This is a genomic window from Erysipelatoclostridium sp. DFI.2.3 (assembly GCF_019132535.1).
Lineage (GTDB): Bacteria > Bacillota_I > Bacilli_A > Erysipelotrichales > Erysipelotrichaceae > Clostridium_AQ > Clostridium_AQ innocuum.
Genome location: NZ_JAHOOJ010000006.1, coordinates 176,782 through 194,248 on the forward strand (window position 1 = coordinate 176,782; position 17,467 = coordinate 194,248).

The 17,467-nt window shown below is 44.8% G+C and carries 25 protein-coding genes, 1 rRNA gene and 1 riboswitch; of the genes, 1 reads left to right on the plus strand and 25 read right to left on the minus strand.

Going from position 1 to position 17,467, the window contains the following annotated elements; genetic code table 11:
- From rplX to rpsL, 23 genes are all read right to left on the minus strand, one after another.
- The gene (rplX, locus tag KSZ58_RS08315; RefSeq protein ID WP_009587339.1) at window positions 1-324 is read right to left on the minus strand and encodes a 50S ribosomal protein L24; all 324 of its coding nucleotides are present in this window, start codon (window positions 322-324) and stop codon (window positions 1-3) included.
- 12 nt (window positions 325-336) lie between these two features.
- Window positions 337-705: a 50S ribosomal protein L14 gene (gene rplN, locus KSZ58_RS08320; RefSeq protein WP_002607426.1), complete on the minus strand. Its 369-nt coding sequence runs from the start codon at window positions 703-705 to the stop codon at window positions 337-339.
- A gap of 17 nt (window positions 706-722) precedes the next feature.
- Entirely contained in the window at window positions 723-983 is a 261-nt protein-coding gene (rpsQ, locus tag KSZ58_RS08325; RefSeq protein ID WP_002607425.1) for a 30S ribosomal protein S17, read from the minus strand.
- Between the two features lie 16 nt (window positions 984-999).
- Window positions 1,000-1,200, minus strand: coding sequence for a 50S ribosomal protein L29 (rpmC, locus tag KSZ58_RS08330; protein WP_002607424.1), 201 nt, complete (start codon window positions 1,198-1,200; stop codon window positions 1,000-1,002).
- Window positions 1,201-1,202: 2 nt separating this feature from the next.
- Window positions 1,203-1,619, minus strand: a complete 417-nt coding sequence (rplP, locus tag KSZ58_RS08335) for a 50S ribosomal protein L16 (protein ID WP_002607423.1) — start codon at window positions 1,617-1,619, stop codon at window positions 1,203-1,205.
- A gap of 3 nt (window positions 1,620-1,622) precedes the next feature.
- Window positions 1,623-2,414, minus strand: a complete 792-nt coding sequence (gene rpsC, locus KSZ58_RS08340; protein WP_002607422.1) for a 30S ribosomal protein S3 — start codon at window positions 2,412-2,414, stop codon at window positions 1,623-1,625.
- Window positions 2,415-2,425: 11 nt separating this feature from the next.
- Window positions 2,426-2,761 carry a 50S ribosomal protein L22 gene (rplV, locus tag KSZ58_RS08345; RefSeq protein WP_002607421.1) on the minus strand — a complete coding sequence of 112 codons (336 nt, stop codon included), beginning with the start codon at window positions 2,759-2,761 and terminating at the stop codon, window positions 2,426-2,428.
- A gap of 15 nt (window positions 2,762-2,776) precedes the next feature.
- Window positions 2,777-3,055 (minus strand): 30S ribosomal protein S19, encoded by a 279-nt coding sequence (gene rpsS, locus KSZ58_RS08350; protein ID WP_002607420.1) that lies wholly within the window; start codon window positions 3,053-3,055, stop codon window positions 2,777-2,779.
- Window positions 3,056-3,074: 19 nt separating this feature from the next.
- Complete coding sequence (rplB, locus tag KSZ58_RS08355; protein ID WP_009587341.1) at window positions 3,075-3,908, minus strand: 50S ribosomal protein L2; 834 nt, start codon at window positions 3,906-3,908, stop codon at window positions 3,075-3,077.
- Between the two features lie 59 nt (window positions 3,909-3,967).
- Window positions 3,968-4,264 carry a 50S ribosomal protein L23 gene (rplW, locus tag KSZ58_RS08360; RefSeq protein WP_002607418.1) on the minus strand — a complete coding sequence of 99 codons (297 nt, stop codon included), beginning with the start codon at window positions 4,262-4,264 and terminating at the stop codon, window positions 3,968-3,970.
- Complete coding sequence (gene rplD, locus KSZ58_RS08365; RefSeq protein WP_008818595.1) at window positions 4,264-4,893, minus strand: 50S ribosomal protein L4; 630 nt, start codon at window positions 4,891-4,893, stop codon at window positions 4,264-4,266. Before rplD ends, rplW begins: the two co-directional genes overlap by 1 nt.
- 3 nt (window positions 4,894-4,896) lie before the next feature.
- Window positions 4,897-5,583, minus strand: coding sequence for a 50S ribosomal protein L3 (gene rplC, locus KSZ58_RS08370; RefSeq protein WP_002607416.1), 687 nt, complete (start codon window positions 5,581-5,583; stop codon window positions 4,897-4,899).
- Between the two features lie 13 nt (window positions 5,584-5,596).
- Window positions 5,597-5,908, minus strand: a complete 312-nt coding sequence (gene rpsJ / locus KSZ58_RS08375; RefSeq protein WP_002607415.1) for a 30S ribosomal protein S10 — start codon at window positions 5,906-5,908, stop codon at window positions 5,597-5,599.
- 297 nt (window positions 5,909-6,205) lie between these two features.
- The gene (locus tag KSZ58_RS08380; RefSeq protein WP_008818594.1) at window positions 6,206-6,934 is read right to left on the minus strand and encodes a TatD family hydrolase; all 729 of its coding nucleotides are present in this window, start codon (window positions 6,932-6,934) and stop codon (window positions 6,206-6,208) included.
- A complete protein-coding gene (locus tag KSZ58_RS08385; RefSeq protein ID WP_008818593.1) occupies window positions 6,924-7,664 on the minus strand; it encodes an ABC transporter ATP-binding protein in 741 nt (246 codons plus the stop codon). Before KSZ58_RS08385 ends, KSZ58_RS08380 begins: the two co-directional genes overlap by 11 nt.
- A 23-nt stretch (window positions 7,665-7,687) precedes the next feature.
- Complete coding sequence (locus KSZ58_RS08390) at window positions 7,688-8,686, minus strand: ABC transporter substrate-binding protein (RefSeq protein WP_009587376.1); 999 nt, start codon at window positions 8,684-8,686, stop codon at window positions 7,688-7,690.
- On the minus strand, window positions 8,683-9,450 hold the full coding sequence (locus tag KSZ58_RS08395; protein WP_009587379.1) for an ABC transporter permease: 768 nt from the start codon (window positions 9,448-9,450) through the stop codon (window positions 8,683-8,685). The genes KSZ58_RS08390 and KSZ58_RS08395 overlap by 4 nt, the downstream gene beginning before the upstream one ends.
- Window positions 9,451-9,511: 61 nt before the next feature.
- A riboswitch (TPP riboswitch) is annotated at window positions 9,512-9,600 on the minus strand.
- A gap of 55 nt (window positions 9,601-9,655) precedes the next feature.
- Entirely contained in the window at window positions 9,656-9,967 is a 312-nt protein-coding gene (locus KSZ58_RS08400) for a YbjQ family protein (protein WP_217752655.1), read from the minus strand.
- Window positions 9,948-10,166 (minus strand): hypothetical protein, encoded by a 219-nt coding sequence (locus KSZ58_RS08405; RefSeq protein ID WP_008818589.1) that lies wholly within the window; start codon window positions 10,164-10,166, stop codon window positions 9,948-9,950. The genes KSZ58_RS08400 and KSZ58_RS08405 overlap by 20 nt, the downstream gene beginning before the upstream one ends.
- Window positions 10,167-10,267: 101 nt before the next feature.
- On the minus strand, window positions 10,268-11,452 hold the full coding sequence (gene tuf / locus KSZ58_RS08410) for an elongation factor Tu (protein WP_002607408.1): 1,185 nt from the start codon (window positions 11,450-11,452) through the stop codon (window positions 10,268-10,270).
- Window positions 11,453-11,520: 68 nt separating this feature from the next.
- On the minus strand, window positions 11,521-13,599 hold the full coding sequence (fusA, locus tag KSZ58_RS08415) for an elongation factor G (protein ID WP_009269763.1): 2,079 nt from the start codon (window positions 13,597-13,599) through the stop codon (window positions 11,521-11,523).
- 15 nt (window positions 13,600-13,614) lie between these two features.
- Complete coding sequence (gene rpsG, locus KSZ58_RS08420; protein ID WP_002607406.1) at window positions 13,615-14,085, minus strand: 30S ribosomal protein S7; 471 nt, start codon at window positions 14,083-14,085, stop codon at window positions 13,615-13,617.
- Window positions 14,086-14,110: 25 nt separating this feature from the next.
- Window positions 14,111-14,533, minus strand: coding sequence for a 30S ribosomal protein S12 (gene rpsL / locus KSZ58_RS08425; protein WP_002607405.1), 423 nt, complete (start codon window positions 14,531-14,533; stop codon window positions 14,111-14,113).
- Window positions 14,534-14,750: 217 nt separating this feature from the next.
- On the opposite strand from rpsL, the gene KSZ58_RS08430 reads away from it, so the two are divergent.
- Window positions 14,751-15,563, plus strand: coding sequence for an HAD family hydrolase (locus KSZ58_RS08430; protein WP_008818586.1), 813 nt, complete (start codon window positions 14,751-14,753; stop codon window positions 15,561-15,563).
- A 143-nt stretch (window positions 15,564-15,706) separates the two neighbouring features.
- Here the strand turns inward: KSZ58_RS08430 and brnQ are convergent, their stop codons facing one another.
- Window positions 15,707-17,059 (minus strand): branched-chain amino acid transport system II carrier protein, encoded by a 1,353-nt coding sequence (gene brnQ / locus KSZ58_RS08435; RefSeq protein ID WP_217752657.1) that lies wholly within the window; start codon window positions 17,057-17,059, stop codon window positions 15,707-15,709.
- A 296-nt stretch (window positions 17,060-17,355) separates the two neighbouring features.
- Window positions 17,356-17,467 (minus strand): 5S ribosomal RNA (rrf, locus tag KSZ58_RS08440); the annotation flags it as partial.

Here is a 17,467-nt window from a genome sequence, read left to right on the forward strand (position 1 = left end):
CTACTTAACTTCAGCGCCGGTTTTTTTGTAGACGCGTACCTTTTCTGTGTTACCTTTTTTGTCAGTTTTTGTTTCATAACCGACACGGCTTGCCTTCTTCGCTTTGGAATCGTAAGCCATTACGTTGGATACATGGATCGGAGCTTCCTTCTCGATGATTCCGCCATCCGGATTTACCTGTGTAGGCTTCAGATGCTTCTTCACCAGGTTGACACCTTCCACGATTACTTTGTCTTCCTTAGGGAAAACTTTGGTTACTTCACCGATAGTGCCCTTGTAAGCACCTGTAATAACCTGAACCTTATCACCTTTTTTGATTTTCACAAAGACACCTCCTTACAGTACTTCTGGTGCCAAAGACACAATTTTCATGAAGTCCTTGTCACGCAGCTCACGTGCAACCGGTCCGAAAATACGAGTTCCACGCGGTGTATTGTCGTCCTTGATCAGGACAACCGCATTGTCATCAAATTTGATGTATGTTCCGTTGTCACGGCGAACGCCACGTTTTGTACGTACGATTACACCCTTGACAACGTCACCTTTTTTTACAGTTCCACCAGGAGCAGCCTGCTTTACAGCACAGACAACGATATCCCCGATGTTTGAAAACTTACGAACGCTTCCGCCTAAGCAGCGGATAACCAGAACTTCTTTGGCTCCCGTGTTGTCAGCGACGCGTAATCTACTTTCATTCTGGATCATGAATGTCTACCTCCTGATTACAGCTGTACAGCTTTTTCGACGATTTTCACCAGACGGAATCTCTTGGTAGCAGACAATGGACGTGTTTCCATGATTTCTACCTTGTCTCCCATTCTAGCTTCATTGTTTTCGTCATGCGCTTTAAATTTCTTAGAATATTTTACACGTTTTCCGTATAACGGGTGTGTTTTCTTTGTTTCAACAATAACAGTAATTGTCTTATCCATCTTGTCGGAAACTACAGTCCCGCGATATACTTTACGGTTAGATCTTTCCATAACTTAGTGATCCTCCTTAATCCTGACTACCAAGCTCGCGCTCAGTCATCACAGTTTTGATACGGGCAATTGTCTTTTTCACTGTCTTCATACGTGCAGTGTTTGTCAACTGACCTGTAGCTTGTTGGAAACGAAGATTAAAAAGTTCATCTTTAAGCGTTTCGATCTCTTGTAATAATTCAGTGTTGCTTTTTTCTCTGATCTCTTTCGCTGTCATAATTACTTCTCTCCTTTTCTAACAACAAATTTTGTCTTCACCGGCAGCTTGTGAGCAGCAAGACGGAATGCCTCACGTGCCACTTCTTCAGGTACACCGGCGATTTCAAACATAACACGGCCCGGTTTTACAACTGCTACCCATCCTTCAGGAGCACCCTTACCAGAACCCATACGTACTTCAAGAGGTTTTTTCGTTCTTGCCATGTGAGGGAAGATACGGATCCAAACCTTACCACCACGCTTCATGTAACGAGTCATGGCAATACGAGCGGCCTCGATCTGACGGTTGCTGACGTAAGCACCAGTGTCAGCCATTAGACCATATTCACCAAAAGATACTTCACGACCGGCTTTTGCACGTCCCTCGTAGCTTAAACGGTGAGGTCTTCTATATTTAGTTCTCTTAGGCATTAACATAAATTATTTTCCTCCTTCCGCTTTTCTAGGAGCATTTCCACCAGCAGAGTTTCTGTTGTTATTGTTTCTCTGACTGTTGTTTCTGTTTCCACCACGATTACCACGGCGATTGCGGCGTCTGTCGTTCATGTTGTTCTTCGGAGCTTCCGGTTCCTGAACCATCTGTCCTGGCAGAACTTCACCACGGCAAATCCAAACCTTTACACCTAAACGACCGTAAGTCGTAGATGCTTCTTCCCAAGCATAATCGATATCTGCACGCAGTGTGTGCAGAGGTACAACACCTTCGCTGTAGCCTTCGGTACGAGCCATATCAGCTCCGCCTAAACGACCGGATACAGCTGTCTTAATACCTTTTGCACCAGCACGCATCGTTCTCTGGATTGCTTTCTTCTGTGCAGTACGGAAGGAAGCACGCTGCTCCAGCTGATCCGCAATGCTGCGGGCAACCAGTTTTGCGTCCAGATCCGGGTTTGCAATTTCCAGAACCTTCAGGTAGATGTTCTTTCCACCAGTCAGCTTCTCAACTTTTTTCTTCAGCATTTCAACGTTTTCACCGTTTGTCCCGATGATCACACCTGGACGAGCGGTACGGATCATGATTTCCACACGGTTTTTAGAACGTTCGATCTCAACTCTGGACACTGATGCATTCTTGCACTCAGCGAACAGGAATTCACGAATCTTTACATCTTCCAATAATAAATCGGCATAATCCTTGTCAGCGTACCATCTGGACTCCCAGTCACGGATGACACCGACACGTAATCCAATCGGACTAACTTTCTGTCCCATGAGCTACCTCCTTAATCACGCTCGTCAACCACAACAGTAATGTGGCTGGTGCGTTTGTGGATCGCACTAGCAGATCCTTTTGCACGTGGCATGAAACGTTTCAGAGTTACACCCTCGTTTGCATAGCATGCCTTAACGTACAGCTTTTCTTCATCCATATCATGGTTATTCACTGCATTTGCTACTGCAGATTTCAATACCTTACCAACTGCTTCCGCTGCAACGTTCGGTGTGAACTTCAAGATTGCAGCTGCTTCAGCAGCATCTTTCCCACGGATTAAATCGATAACAATACGAGCTTTTCTAGGTGGGATACGTAATGTTTTCGCTGTTGACTTAACTTCCATTATAACGTTTCCTCCTTATCGTTTAGCTTTCTTGTCATTATCGCCGTGACCACCGTATTTACGGGTTGGCACGAATTCACCAAGCTTGTGTCCTACCATATCTTCTGTAACGTAAACAGGCAGGTGCTCCTTACCGTTGTAAACGGCAAATGTATGTTCCACAAACTGAGGGAATATAGTTGAACGACGTGACCAGGTTTTGATAACTTGTTTTTTACCGGCTTTGTTCAGCTCATCCACTTTTTTCATTAAGTGGTCATCACAGAACGGGCCTTTTTTAAGACTACGACTCATTTTTCATTTCCTCCTTTGCCTATTTGCCATTACGACGACGAACGATCAGTTTCGTTGACGCTTTTTTCGCTTTACGTGTTTTCACACCCATAGCTTTCTTACCCCAAGGTGTCATTGGAGATTTACGTCCTACCGGAGTACGTCCTTCACCACCACCATGAGGGTGATCATTAGGGTTCATAACGGAACCACGAACAGTCGGGCGAACACCCTTCCATCTCATACGTCCAGCTTTACCATAGTTTACCAGACTGTGATCTTCGTTACCGACCTGACCGATGGTTGCACGGCAATTAGACAGGATTCTACGAACCTCACCAGAAGCCAAACGAACCGTTGTATATTTTTCTTCAACACCAAGAATCTGTGCGGATGCACCAGCAGAACGAGCCAGCTGTCCACCTTTACCTGGTCTTAATTCAATGTTATGAATGAACGTACCTTCAGGAATGTCCTTCAATTCCATTGCATTACCAACTTTGATATCAGCACCTTCACCAGAGATAATATTCATACCAACTGTCAATCCCTTAGGGGCGATGATGTAGCGTTTTTCACCATCTGCATAATTCAGCAAAGCGATATTTGCAGAGCGGTTTGGATCGTATTCAATGGTAGCCACACGAGCAGGGATACCATCTTTGTTTCTCTTGAAATCAATCACACGGTAAGCTCTTTTGTGTCCACCACCCTGATGACGAGTAGTAATACGTCCGTTGTTGTTACGTCCACCTTTACTTTTTAACGGCTCCAGCAGACTTTTTTCTGGTTTGTCTGTCGTAATTTCTTCATAAGACAAACTTGTCATACCACGACGACCTGGAGTGGTCGGCTTATACTTCTTAATTGGCATATTGTCAATTTCCTCCTTACGCAATATTTATTCAGGAAATAGCGTGCTTCTTCCTGAACTTATTCAGCTTCTTCGCCGAATAAGTTGATGTCCTGACCTTCCTTGATTTTCACATAGGCTTTACGGACATTCTTGGTAGTACCAACATATTTACCCATTCTCTTGGTTTTCGGTTTCACATTCACGATGTTCACTTTCTCAACATCGACACCGAAGATAGCTTCCACGGCCTGTTTTACCTGTGTTTTGTTGGTTCCCTTTTTAACTTCAAACGTTACTTTGTTATCTGCGTCCATGTATCTCATCGTTTTTTCAGTGATGATTGGACGGATGATGATATCCTTGTAGTTTTCCATTATGCAAGTGCCTCCTCAACATCTTTCACAGCAGCTTCTGTAAAGACGATTTTGTTAGCATTTACGATATCGTAAACATTTAATCCATCAGCAGTAAGCATCATCATGGTAGGGATGTTTCTCATGCTCAGGAATGCGTTTTCAAAATCTTCACCTTCAGATACTACGAATAAGGTTTTCTTAGGTGCGTTGATATCAGCGATAATCTGATTGAAAGCTTTTGTTTTTGGAGCTTCCAGCTCAAACTTATCAACAACGCTCATTGCGTTTTCCAGCACTTTTTCAGACAGAGCTGATTTCAGAGCCAGACGACGAACTTTTTTGTTCAGCTTGTAGCCATAGTTTCTAGGAGTCGGACCGAATACAATTCCTCCGCCTCTCCACTGTGTAGCACGAATGGATCCCTGACGAGCACGTCCGGTTCCCTTCTGACGCCAAGGCTTGCGTCCACCACCGCGTACTTCTGTACGGTTTTTGGTATCGTGAGTACCCTGACGCATAGATGCTCTCTGCATAATGACAGCATCGAAGATACATTGCTGATTTGGCTCGATGCCAAATACTGTATCTGCAAGAGTGATTTCATTCAGCTCTTTACCAGTTTGGCTTAATACGACCATCTTAGGCATCTTTTATTCCTCCTCTTTCGTGTAATCCACTAATGTTACAGGTTCTGTATTGCCCTTGGAACATTTAGCAGTGCGCACCATAACCATTCCACGTTTTGGCCCAGGCACGTTTCCTTTAATCAATAAGTAGTTGTTTTCAACGTCAACCTTGATCACTGTCAGGTTCTGGTTTGTAGTTCTGTAACCACCTTCCTGACCAGCCATCATCGTACCCTTTAAGATTTTACCCTGACGAGAGGTAATACCGTTTGTAGCAAGGGAACCGATATGTCTGTGGTGTCCGGAACCATGGCTCTTAGGACCGATTTTCGCATTGTTACGAACGATCGTACCCATGAATCCTTTCCCCTTGGATGTACCGATAACATCTACTGTTTCTCCGGCACTGAAGATTCCTACGTTAACTTCAGCACCCAGCTCCAGATCAGCAAATTCGCTGTCGCGAACTTCCTTGACAAATCTTTTTGGAGCAGTGTTTGCTTTCGCAGCATGTCCGGCTTCACCTTTTGTGCTGCGTGTTTCTTTAACATCTTCAAAACCTAACTGCACAGCTTCGTATCCGTCGTTTTCCACTGTTTTCTTCTGTAATACAACATTTGGACAAGCCTCAACTACAGTTACAGGAATCAGTGTTCCATCTTCTGTGAAGACCTGTGTCATCCCAAGTTTGCGTCCTAGAATACCTTTCATGATGTCACCTCCATTACAGCTTAATTTCGATGTCAACACCACTAGGCAGCTCCAGACGACTCAGTGAGTCGATTGTTTCTGCTGTAGGTCCGACAATCTCAATTAAACGTTTGTGCGTTCTGATCTCGAACTGCTCGCGAGAATCTTTGTATTTGTGTACCGCACGCAGGATTGTAACCACCTGCTTTTCAGTTGGAAGAGGTACTGGTCCAACAATTTTTTTAGCACCGTGAGCTTGTGCCGCTTGCACGATCTTTTCTGCGGATGCATCCAAGATTCTGTGCTCATAAGCTTTTAAGCGAATTCTTACGCTATTTTTTGCCATGAATATATCTCCTTTCGCCTATATGGACTATAGACTCGCTCGATGCGAATTCCCCGACCTCGCCGTCCATGACAACGTTTCTCAGTGGGTCGGCAACCTCGCATGTCCTCGCGGTCGTGATAATATTCTAACACATCCAAATGTTGATTACAAGCGTTAATTACGGCTTTTTTTAGTTTTTTTCATAATCTTTTCCGAATGCGTTCCCTGCTGAAAATCAATGGTTTATGAGAGCGTTTACATGCTTTTTTTGATAAAAAACACGTAAAAAAACTTCTAAATTGATAGAAGTTTTCATTAAAACGGGAATCGCTGCCCAATAAATTTTTCACAGTTAAGCACCATCTGTTCCTGCAGCTTCTCATAGGATATGTTACGTATTTCACTGATTTTGTGCATACTGCGTTTTAATATGGCTCCATGCTCCTTTGGTGCGACCTTACGATTCTCACACCACGTACATGCGGAAATACCATCCGTTTCCACCAGCATTCGATCCAGTGGGACACAGGCTGCCACATGCTGTACCGCTTCATCGAAGGGCAGCGAAGGACCGACGGTAAACCAGCAGCCCAGATCAATATACTCCTGCAGCCATGCATCACAGGAATACCAGTGCACCAGATACCGGTTTTCATAGTGACGCAAATATTCAAGTGCTTCCTTTTCTCTTCCCTTCAGATGCAGAATCACCGGTTTCTGATATCGCTGTGCAAAAGCAAGCTGCTGCTCAAACAGCCGGGACTGCAACGTCATATCCGTGTTACACCAGACCGTATCCAATCCGATTTCACCGATGATGTCCACTTCCTCAAGAATCGGCAGCATTGCATCCCAGTGAACCTCATCCACCTTCCATGGATGAATACCGGCACTGATCCATAGGAAAGGATTCTTCTCTTGCAGCTTTCTTAAGTTCTTATATTCTTCAGGTGTTGCGGCATTGGCGATACAGGCAATGTCCTGTTCTTTTAAGATTTCTGCCGGATAAGCTTCCTCCATATGCATATGCGCATCAACGATCATGTGTCCCCTCCTTCAGCAGCTGATAGATCTCCTTCTTCAGTCCGCCCTGATCATACAGCCATTCCCTGCTTTTTTTGTAATCCTTTAAAGAAATTTCCCTACAGATGGAAGCAGGTGATCCGCTAAGAATCAGAATGCGGTCTGCCAGATACAGGGCCTCTTCAATATCATGGGTCACCAGCAGCATCGTTCTGTTTAATTCACTTCTCAGCTTCAGCAGCCAGTCCTGCATATCATTGCGGGTGATGACATCCAGCGCACCGAAGGGTTCATCCAGCAATAGGATATCCGCACTGCAAAGTGCCGTCCGTAAAAACGCAGCCCGCTGCCGCATACCACCGGATAGTTCATAGGGATAAGCCTGTTCATATCCCTTCAATCCGAATGCCTCGAACTCCTGCAAGGCCTGCTCTCTGGCTTCCTTCACATGCCCGTGAAGCTTTCCATATAAACAAACATTATCCAGAATATTCTTCCACGGCAGAAGAAGATCATCCTGGGGCATATAGGCAAAGTGGGAGGATACGCCGCTAACCTGCACATCATCCACATAAAAGGTTCCCTCTTCACAATCCAAAAGCCCTGCCAGTATGTTCAGCAATGTGGACTTTCCACATCCGCTTGGTCCAATCAGCGCAGTAAACTCTCCCTCTTCCACATGAAAGCCGACATGCTCCAGTATTCTTCTGTTATCAAAAGAGATTGCCATATCCTCCACTCGTAATTTCATGATGACCTCCTGTGTCGTTTTTTTTATTTCGTTACAAATTCATTGGTATACTGTTCATCCGCCTTGATTTTTTCAGTGATCAGCTTGTTTTCATACATAAAGGCAGTATAGTTATCCCATACGGAATCCTTCATAACACCCCAGCTGTCCGCATCTCTGGCATATTCACTGCTCAGATATTTCTGACTTTCCTTCAGGAATTTTAAATCATAATCAGGTGCATATTTACTTAATATTTCAGCGGCTGCATCCGGGTGTTCAATTGCATATTCATATCCCTTCTTTACCGCATTCATAAATTTCTGAACCGTTTCCGGATCTTCCTTGATCATCTTTTCACTGGTGATAATGACCGGTGTATAATAATCGAGGCGCTCATCCAGCTCGCGTAACGGTATGTACTTCAGGTCATAGCCTTCCATTCTTCCCTTTGTGACTGCCCAGCCTTCAAATTCCCACTGGATATCCACACTCTTGCCAAGGGAAGCAAAGCCGCTGCCATCTGCCCCCACCATCGTCAGCTTGGAGAAATCTGCCTTTGCGGCTGTCATTACCGCCTTTACCACTGCTTCCTCACTCGGTGCCTGCCATCCGGCATAAACCTTTCCCTCGAAATCCTTCGGTGACTTGATATTTTCCTTTTTCAATGATACAAAACCGCTTGTATTATGCTGGATGATGGTCGCAATTGCACGAATCGGCAATGGTTCCTCCGCCGTTCTCGCATACGTGACGTCCTCCTGATAGCTGACACCGAATTCTCCCTTGTTTGCGGCAACCAGTGTTGCACTTGTCGAATCGTCTCCCGGCTCAATGATATCCACATCCAAGCCTTCTTCCTTGAAAAAGCCTTTTTCCTTCGCCACATAGAAACCGGTATGATTGGTGTTTGGAAGATAATCCAGAATCAGTGTTACCTTTTTTTCTGTTTCCTTGTTTTCAGATGCTTCCTTTTTATCAGAACATCCACTCACTGCGACAGCCATCAGCACAGCCATCAGCATACAGCCTAATTTCTTCATTTCGCTTTCCCTCTTTTCTTTCTCGCATATGGAAACAACACCGCCTCCAGCAATACCACCGCCCCATGCAGCAGCAGACTCAGTGCGATAATAACCACTACGCAGGCAAACACCTTATCCAGCATATAGCCGTTTTTTACACGGATCATATAGTATCCAAGTCCTGCGGATGCACTCAGCCACTCTCCGACGATAGCACCACCGATACAGTAGGTAGCTGCTACCTTCAATCCGGAAAAAAGTGCAGTGGAGGCCGCCGGTATCTTCACATATGCATATATCTGCCATTTTTTTGCTCCGAAGCTTTTCAGCAGACTGATCTGATGCTCGTCTACTTTACCCAGCGCGTCACAGAAGGCGATTGCGACCGGAAAGAAGCACATGAAAATGACCATTAGAATCTTCGGTGCCATGCCGAATCCCAGCCAAATGGAAAACAGCGGTCCCAGCACCATGACCGGTACGGTCTGCGTAACAACCAGATGGGGAAATATGCTGTGTTTAAACGGCTGGGAAAGATCCATGCCAATCGCAATTACGATTGCGAGCAGTGTAGCGATCAATAAACCAACGACAGCCTCCTGCAGCGTTACCAGAGAATGCATCCACAGTATATCGCGATTCGCAAACAGCGCCTGTATGATGTTTGAGGGCGCCGGCAGAATATACAAATCAATATCAAATATATGAACACAGCCTTCCCATACTGCCAGTACCAGAAGCAGCGTGAACAGCGGCATACCGATTCTTTTTAAACGCTTCATCCATAGCTCTCCTTTCCAATAAAAAAACACCTCCGTGAGGCGTAAGTGAACCAATCTAATACTCAAGATAGATATGACTCCCTACGCTAGCATTAACTAGATCAGGTCATAAGGGACTGTCTCAGCCTTACGGCACCCCTGTCATGACAGTATCATTATACACGCTCCGTGTAAAAAAGAAAAGAAAAAAGCAGACAAGCTGCTTTTACAGGAAGGTTACCGCTGTACCATAGGCTATAACCTCTGCGGCACCACCCATGATGGCACTGGATGCATAACGGATGTTGACAATAGCGTCAGCACCGAAAGCCTCTGCCTCCTCCACCATTCGCTTCGTTGCCAGTGCACGTGCCTCATTCATCATTTCATTGTATGCCTTCAGCTCACCACCAACCAGTGTCTTAAAGCCCTGAGAAATATCCTTACCGATATTCTTTGTCTGAATCGTACTTCCCTTTACTAGTCCCAGCATATTCAGCGTTTTCCCGGTAATGTAATCAGTATTTACTAAGATCATCTTCTTCTCCGCTCCTTATCTCGTCAAGCCGTTCCTTGACAACATGTATCCACAGAAAAAGCAGTGCCAGCATGGGGATGCCAAACAGGATCACGAGAAACTCCGGTGCATCCAGAAAAAACAGGGAGCTGATCCAAATCATCATATAAAATGCAATCAAAATGCCAATTATGATAGGTGCCAGCATTTTTCTGTTCAAACTGCCCACTCCCTTCTGTCGTTACCTGTATTATACTACAAAAAAGATACAACACACAGAAAAAAGAGCACAATTGTGCTCTTTTCATTGTTTTTATAAAATTACTCGATGATTTCTGTAACGTTACCGGAACCAACAGTACGTCCACCCTCACGGATAGAGAACTTTGTGTTGTTTTCGATAGCGATTGGAGCAATCAGCTCAACGTTCATTTCAACGTTGTCACCAGGCATAACCATTTCGGTTCCTTCCGGTAATGTAATAACACCAGTTACGTCAGTTGTACGGAAGTAGAACTGAGGACGGTAGTTAGAAACGAATGGAGTGTGACGTCCACCTTCTTCTTTTGTTAATACATAAACCTGAGCCTTGAACTTTGTGTGTGGATGTACGGATCCTGGTTTAGCAAGAACCTGTCCACGCTGAATCTGATCACGGTTGATACCACGCAGCAGAGCACCGATGTTATCTCCGGATTCTGCGAAGTCCAGCTGCTTACGGAACATTTCCAGTCCAGTAACAACAGTTTTCTGAGTATCCTTGATACCAACGATTTCAACTTCTTCTCCCAGTTTAACTACACCACGTTCAACACGTCCGGTAGCAACTGTACCACGTCCTGTGATTGTCATAACGTCTTCTACAGACATCAGGAATGGTTTGTCAGTTTCACGAGTTGGATCTGGGATGAATTCATCAACTGCATCCATCAATTCTTTGATAGCGCCAACGTATTTGTCGTCACCTTCCAGAGCCTTCAGTGCAGAACCACGGATAACTGGAGCATTGTCTCCGTCGAATCCGTACTCGCTTAACAGCTCACGCACTTCCATTTCAACAAGGTCGATCAGTTCTTCGTCATCAACCATGTCGCATTTGTTCAGGAATACAACGATGTAAGGAACACCTACCTGACGAGCAAGCAGGATGTGCTCACGAGTCTGAGGCATAGGACCATCAGATGCAGCAACAACCAGGATAGCACCATCCATCTGTGCAGCACCAGTGATCATGTTCTTAACGTAGTCAGCGTGACCTGGGCAGTCAACGTGTGCATAGTGACGCTTGTCAGTCTGATATTCAACGTGTGCAGTGTTGATTGTAATTCCACGTTCTTTTTCTTCAGGTGCACCATCGATCTGGTCATAAGCCTGTGCCTGTGCCATACCGTCCTTTGCAAGAACGTTTGTAATAGCAGCAGTTAACGTAGTTTTACCGTGGTCAACGTGTCCGATAGTTCCAATGTTAACATGTGTTTTGGAACGGTCAAATTTTTCTTTTGCCATTTTAATTTTCCTCCTAATTTATTAGTTTCCAAGTATATTCTAATTCAAAGTTTTTATAAAAGCAACAGTTAATTTTCAGAACTATTGTTTTTAATGATTTTTTCTGCAATACTCTTCGGTACTTCGGCATAATGGTCGAATTTCATAGAGTAATTTCCACGTCCCTGAGTGAAGGAACGCAGGTCTGTAACGTAACCGAACATCTCTGACAGTGGAATGTGAGCCTTAACGATAATCGCATTTCCTCTTTCTTCCTGGTCAACGATAGCACCACGACGGGAGCTTACGTCACCCATTACAGATCCAAGATATTCATTCGGTGCAGTTACCTCCACCATCATGATCGGCTCCAGAATAACCGGATTACATTTCTTGGCAGCTGCCTTTAATGCCATGCTAGCCGCAATTTTGTACGCCATTTCACTGGAATCGACATCGTGGTAAGAACCGTCAAACAGCGTTGCTTTGATATCGATTACCTGATAACCTGCAATGATACCGTTTGCCAGTGCGTCTCTCAGACCTTCTTCTGTAGGCTTGATGTATTCACGAGGTACGCTTCCTCCGACAGTAGCATCAACGAATTCAAATCCTTTTCCCTCTTCCTGAGGCTCGAATTTGATCCATACATGACCATACTGTCCACGACCACCGGACTGCTTGATGTATTTACCTTCACACTCTGCAGTACCACGAATGGTTTCACGATATGCAACCATTGGCTGTCCAACGTTTGCTTCCACCTTGAATTCACGGCGCAGACGGTCAACGATGATGTCCAGGTGAAGCTCACCGACACCGGCGATAATTGTCTGACCTGTTTCCTGGTCTGTATAGGTTTTGAAGGTAGGATCCTCTTCTGCAAGCTTCGCAAGAGCAAGACCCATCTTATCCTGGTCAGCCTTGGTCTTCGGTTCCAGAGACAGTTCGATAACCGGTTCCGGGAATTCCATGGATTCCAGAATGATTGGAGAATCTTCTGCACATAAGCTGTCTCCGGTTGTTGTAACCTTCAGACCTACGGCAGCAGCGATATCTCCTGCATATACCTGATCGATTTCCTTACGGGCGTTGGCATGCATCTGAACGATACGTCCAAAACGCTCTCTTTTTCCCTTTGTGGAGTTCAGAACGTAGCTTCCTGCCTTTGCTGTACCGGAGTACACACGGAAGAAGGAAAGCTTTCCAACAAATGGGTCCGTTGCGATTTTGAATGCCAATGCAGCGAATGGTTCTTCATCACTGGAATGACGCTCGGATTCGCTTCCGTCCTCCAGCGTTCCCTTGATTGCAGGAACATCCAGTGGAGAAGGCAGATATTCAACAACAGCATCCAGAACCATCTGAACACCCTTGTTCTTATATGCAGAACCACATAATACAGGGAAGAAATCACCGGCACATACGGCGATACGCAGAACACGCTTGATGTCCTCAACGCTAGGTTCTTCACCCTCCAGTACCTGCATCATGAAATCTTCATCATAATCAGCAAGGTAGTCAATCAGCTTGGAACGGTATTCCTCACACAGATCCTTCAGATCTTCCGGAACATCGCCTTCCTGAATATCCGTACCTAAGTCGTTTGTATAGATTTCAGATTTTCTTTTAATGATATCAACGATACCAGTGAAAGTGGATTCAGCACCGATTGGCAGCTGAATCGGGCAGGACTTAGCTCCCAGACGATCTACAATTGTTTTGCAGGACATCAGGAAGTCAGCTCCTGTTGCATCCATTTTGTTACAGAATACGATACGAGGAACACCATATGTAGTAGCCTGACGCCAAACGGTTTCTGTCTGAGGCTCTACACCGGCTTTTGCATCCAGTACCGTTACGGCACCATCCAGTACACGCAGGGAACGTTCAACCTCAACCGTGAAGTCAACGTGACCTGGAGTATCGATAATGTTGATACGGGTACCCTTCCATGCTGCAGTTGTTGCTGCAGAAGTGATGGTGATACCACGTTCCTGCTCCTGTGCCATCCAGTCCATCGTAGAAGCTCCATCGTGAGTCTCTCCGATTTTGTGATTAACACCTGTATAATACAGAATACGCTCTGTAGTTGTTGTCTTACCAGCATCGATATGAGCCATGATACCAATGTTACGTGTGTTTTCTAATGAATACTGACGTGGCATAATGGATCTCCTTTCTTACCAGCGGTAATGAGCAAATGCTTTGTTTGCCTCTGCCATCTTGTGAGTGTCCTCACGTTTCTTAACAGATGCACCACTTCCGTTTGCTGCATCCATGATTTCAGCAGCAAGTCTTTGCTCCATTGTTTTCTCGTTTCTTAAACGAGCATAGTTCACGATCCAACGCAGACCAAGAGTCAGACGTCTTTCAGCGGATACTTCCACCGGGACCTGGTAGTTGGCACCACCAACACGGCGAACCTTAAGTTCCAGTAATGGCATTACGTTTTCCAGAGCTTTCTCGAAAACTTCCATTGGTTTTTCGTTAGTTTTTACTTCAATAATATCGAACGCATTGTACAGAATCTTCTGTGCAACCCCTCTTTTACCATCAATCATGATCTTGTTGATTAAACGAGTAACCAGCTTGGAGTTGTAAATTGGATCTACTAATACATCACGTTTTGCTACATGTCCTTTTCTAGGCATTCGAATTTCCTCCTTTCACAATTGATTATTTCTTAGCTTCTTTTGGGCGTTTTGCTCCGTACAGGGAACGGCTCTGGTTACGGTTCGCAACTCCGGCACAGTCCAGTGTACCACGGATGATGTGGTAACGAACACCTGGAAGATCCTTAACACGTCCTCCACGGATCATTACAACACTATGCTCCTGCAGGTTGTGTCCAATACCAGGAATGTAGGCAGTAACCTCCATACCGTTGCTCAGACGAACACGGGCATATTTACGCAGCGCTGAGTTTGGTTTCTTCGGTGTCATTGTTCCGACACGAGTACAAACTCCACGTTTCTGAGGTGCACTTAAGTTTGTAGGACGTTTCTTGATTGAGTTATATCCTCTATTCAGAGCTGGTGACTTGGAAAGCTTCACGCTCTGTTCACGACCTTTACGAATTAATTGGTTAATTGTTGGCATAATATCCTCCTTTCACTAACACACATTTCCGGGTGTGTCATTTCGAAGTGTAAATGTAGTTCCCGCAGAACGGGAACCTCAAAAATCCACTTGCCTAATAATCATAAAGCAACTGAAATAGCTTGTCAACACCTTTTTTATTTTTCTTTGTAAAAGATTTGAGATTCTAGTATAATAGGGGACGAATAGACATAGAGGGAAAGTAGAGGTTTCAAGTATGGCTTATAAAATCGTGTTTTTTGATATGGATGGTACCTTGTATCAGACAGAAAACGACATTATTCAGGAGTCCAGTCTTCAGGCGATTCAAGCATTGAGGGATCAGGGCTATATCGTGTGTGCCGCAACAGGTCGACCGCTGAATCAGATGAATCTGATTCTGGAGCGTGTACAGTTTGATTATATGGTGATGATCAACGGCGGCTATGTTCTGGATCGTGAGCAGCGCCTGCTGTTTGAAAATCCGCTTGACAGGCAGACGACGCAGGATATCGTAGACTGGTGCGAGCAGCAGGAAAACGGACTGATGTTCCATTTCGGAGATACATCCTATATATATGATAAATTTTATCCGTTTTATTATTTCTGTCGAGACCACCATGTTCTGAATTATCTGTTCTATGATGAACAGCGCTCTTATCATAAACGGCACAATGCCTATAATGCAGTCCTGATGACAAAGGAGCAGCGCTCCCTGGAGGAATTTCTTGCAAAGCATCCGCTGCTGCGCAGCGATCTGATCGAGGTTGCACAGGATCATTTCTGCTTTGATGTATTCAATGCAAATAACGATAAGTTTGTGGGAATCAATCAGGTTCTGCAAAAAGAGGGGATTTCCTGGGAGGAATGCATTTGCTTTGGCGACAGCACCAATGATATCAAGATGCTGGAGATGGCAGGTATGGGGGTTGCCATGGGAAGTGCCACCGATTACGTAAAATCCTTTGCCAACATGGTGACAGCCTCTGTCTATGACCATGGAACAGCGCGTGCATTACAAAAAATTTTAAATCTGCAGCTCAAACTATAGCATATTTTTAACAGGCAGATATAACGCATGAAAAGGAGACACTCCAGCGTTGTGATTATGCTTTGTTGTCAAGGCTATTGAGAGTCAAAAAATGAAATTACATATATCAGAAGAAGACCGCTCATTGAACGGTCTTCCTTTTCTTATTCTCTGGTTTCTGTTAGTCCTGATCCTTCATTGTTCATTGGCCAGAATGGCAGAAGTCCGATCAATGCACCTGCCACTGCGGGTAGAATCCAGCCGATACTCAGCTCATAAAACGGTAGCTCTGCAAACCAGTCACTGATTATCCCCAAGGAAACACCTGCACTTTCCATACCATTTACGAAGGATACTGCAAAGGTGAACAGCATCGCCATGATATACACCATTCGCCGTGATCCGATCCGCTGTTTTAGAAAAGACAGAAGCATCAGCACCACGGTGAGCGGATATATCATAATCAAAATTGGGAGTGATACAGTGATTAACTGACTTAAGCCAATATTGGAAATCACAAAGCTGAACAAGCAGACAGCAGCAGCTATTCTTTTATAGGTCCAGCGTTTGGGCAGTATGGTTTGAAAATAATCCGCAAAGGATGTTGTCAGTCCAATTGAGGTTGTAAGACAGGCGAATAGAACAGCAATTCCCAGAATGATTCCACCGATACCGCCAAACAGATGATTTGTTACTGCATGCAGAAGTGCTCCGCCGTTTGTGAAGGGCGTATTCGTAATGGCCCCGACATAGGTGAGCATAAAATAAACACCTGCCAGAAAGCCTGCCGCTCCAAGACCGCAGAGTATTGTATAACGAGCAATGTATTTCTTATCTGTAACACCATAACTGCGAATTGCTGTTATAACAAGAATTGCAAATGCCAGCCCTGCCGGTCCATCCAATGCATTATAGCCCTCGATCATGCCCTTAAAAAACGGAATATCAGCATATGCAGGGGACGGCTCCATCATGGTTCCAAAAGAAAATGCACCATTGCTTGTTTCCTGTAAAAGAGAGGCGATAAAGATAGCCAGTATACTGATCAGCAGGACCGGCGTCAGATATTTGCCGACAACATCCACAATCCTGCTTGGGTTGCTGCTCAGATAGTAGGTAAGTCCGAAGAAGGCAGTTGTAAACAGCAATGACCATAGTATGGCATTGTTTTCCCCTATGTAGGGAAGCAATGCTATTTCAAAAGAAACACTTCCGGTTCTTGGCAGTGCAAACAGCGGACCGATTAACAGATAAACACCAACCGATAGAACCAAAGCGAACCTCCGACTGACCAGATTTCCCAGATCACTCATAGAAGTTCCTGCCAGTACAACAGCTGTTACTCCAAGAATTGCAATACCTGCATCAGTCAGAATAAAGCCTGCAAGGGCACTGATATAGCTCGTTCCAGCCAGCTGTCCCATAGCAGGAGGAAAAATCATGTTGCCGGCACCAAAAAAAATTGCAAAAAGCATCATAGATACCGATATAATTTGAATAAGTGTTAATTTCTTCATATAAAAGCTCCTTATATTCACGCCTATTCATCATAGCGGAAAACAAAGCGATACGCAATCACTTTTTCACTGTTTTAGACTGACTGCTGCAAATCATAATCTGCATCCGGCAGCTATTTTTCGACTTAGCCTGTATATAATTACAGAAAGAACAGTAATCAGCATTCACTGGCAATGTTACATCAAAGACACTGCTCCAAAAAAGAAAATGTAAGCTATTGCCAAGAGCACACAATCCACAGATTGAACAGAAGACGCAAAACAAAAAAAAGACCCATCGTAAGATGAGTCAGATTACCTGGCAGCGTGCTATCTTCACTGGAGCCAGTCCAGATATTGTCGCCGCTGATATGCTTAACTTCTGTGTTCGGGATGAGAACAGGTGTGTCCACATCGCTATCGCCACCA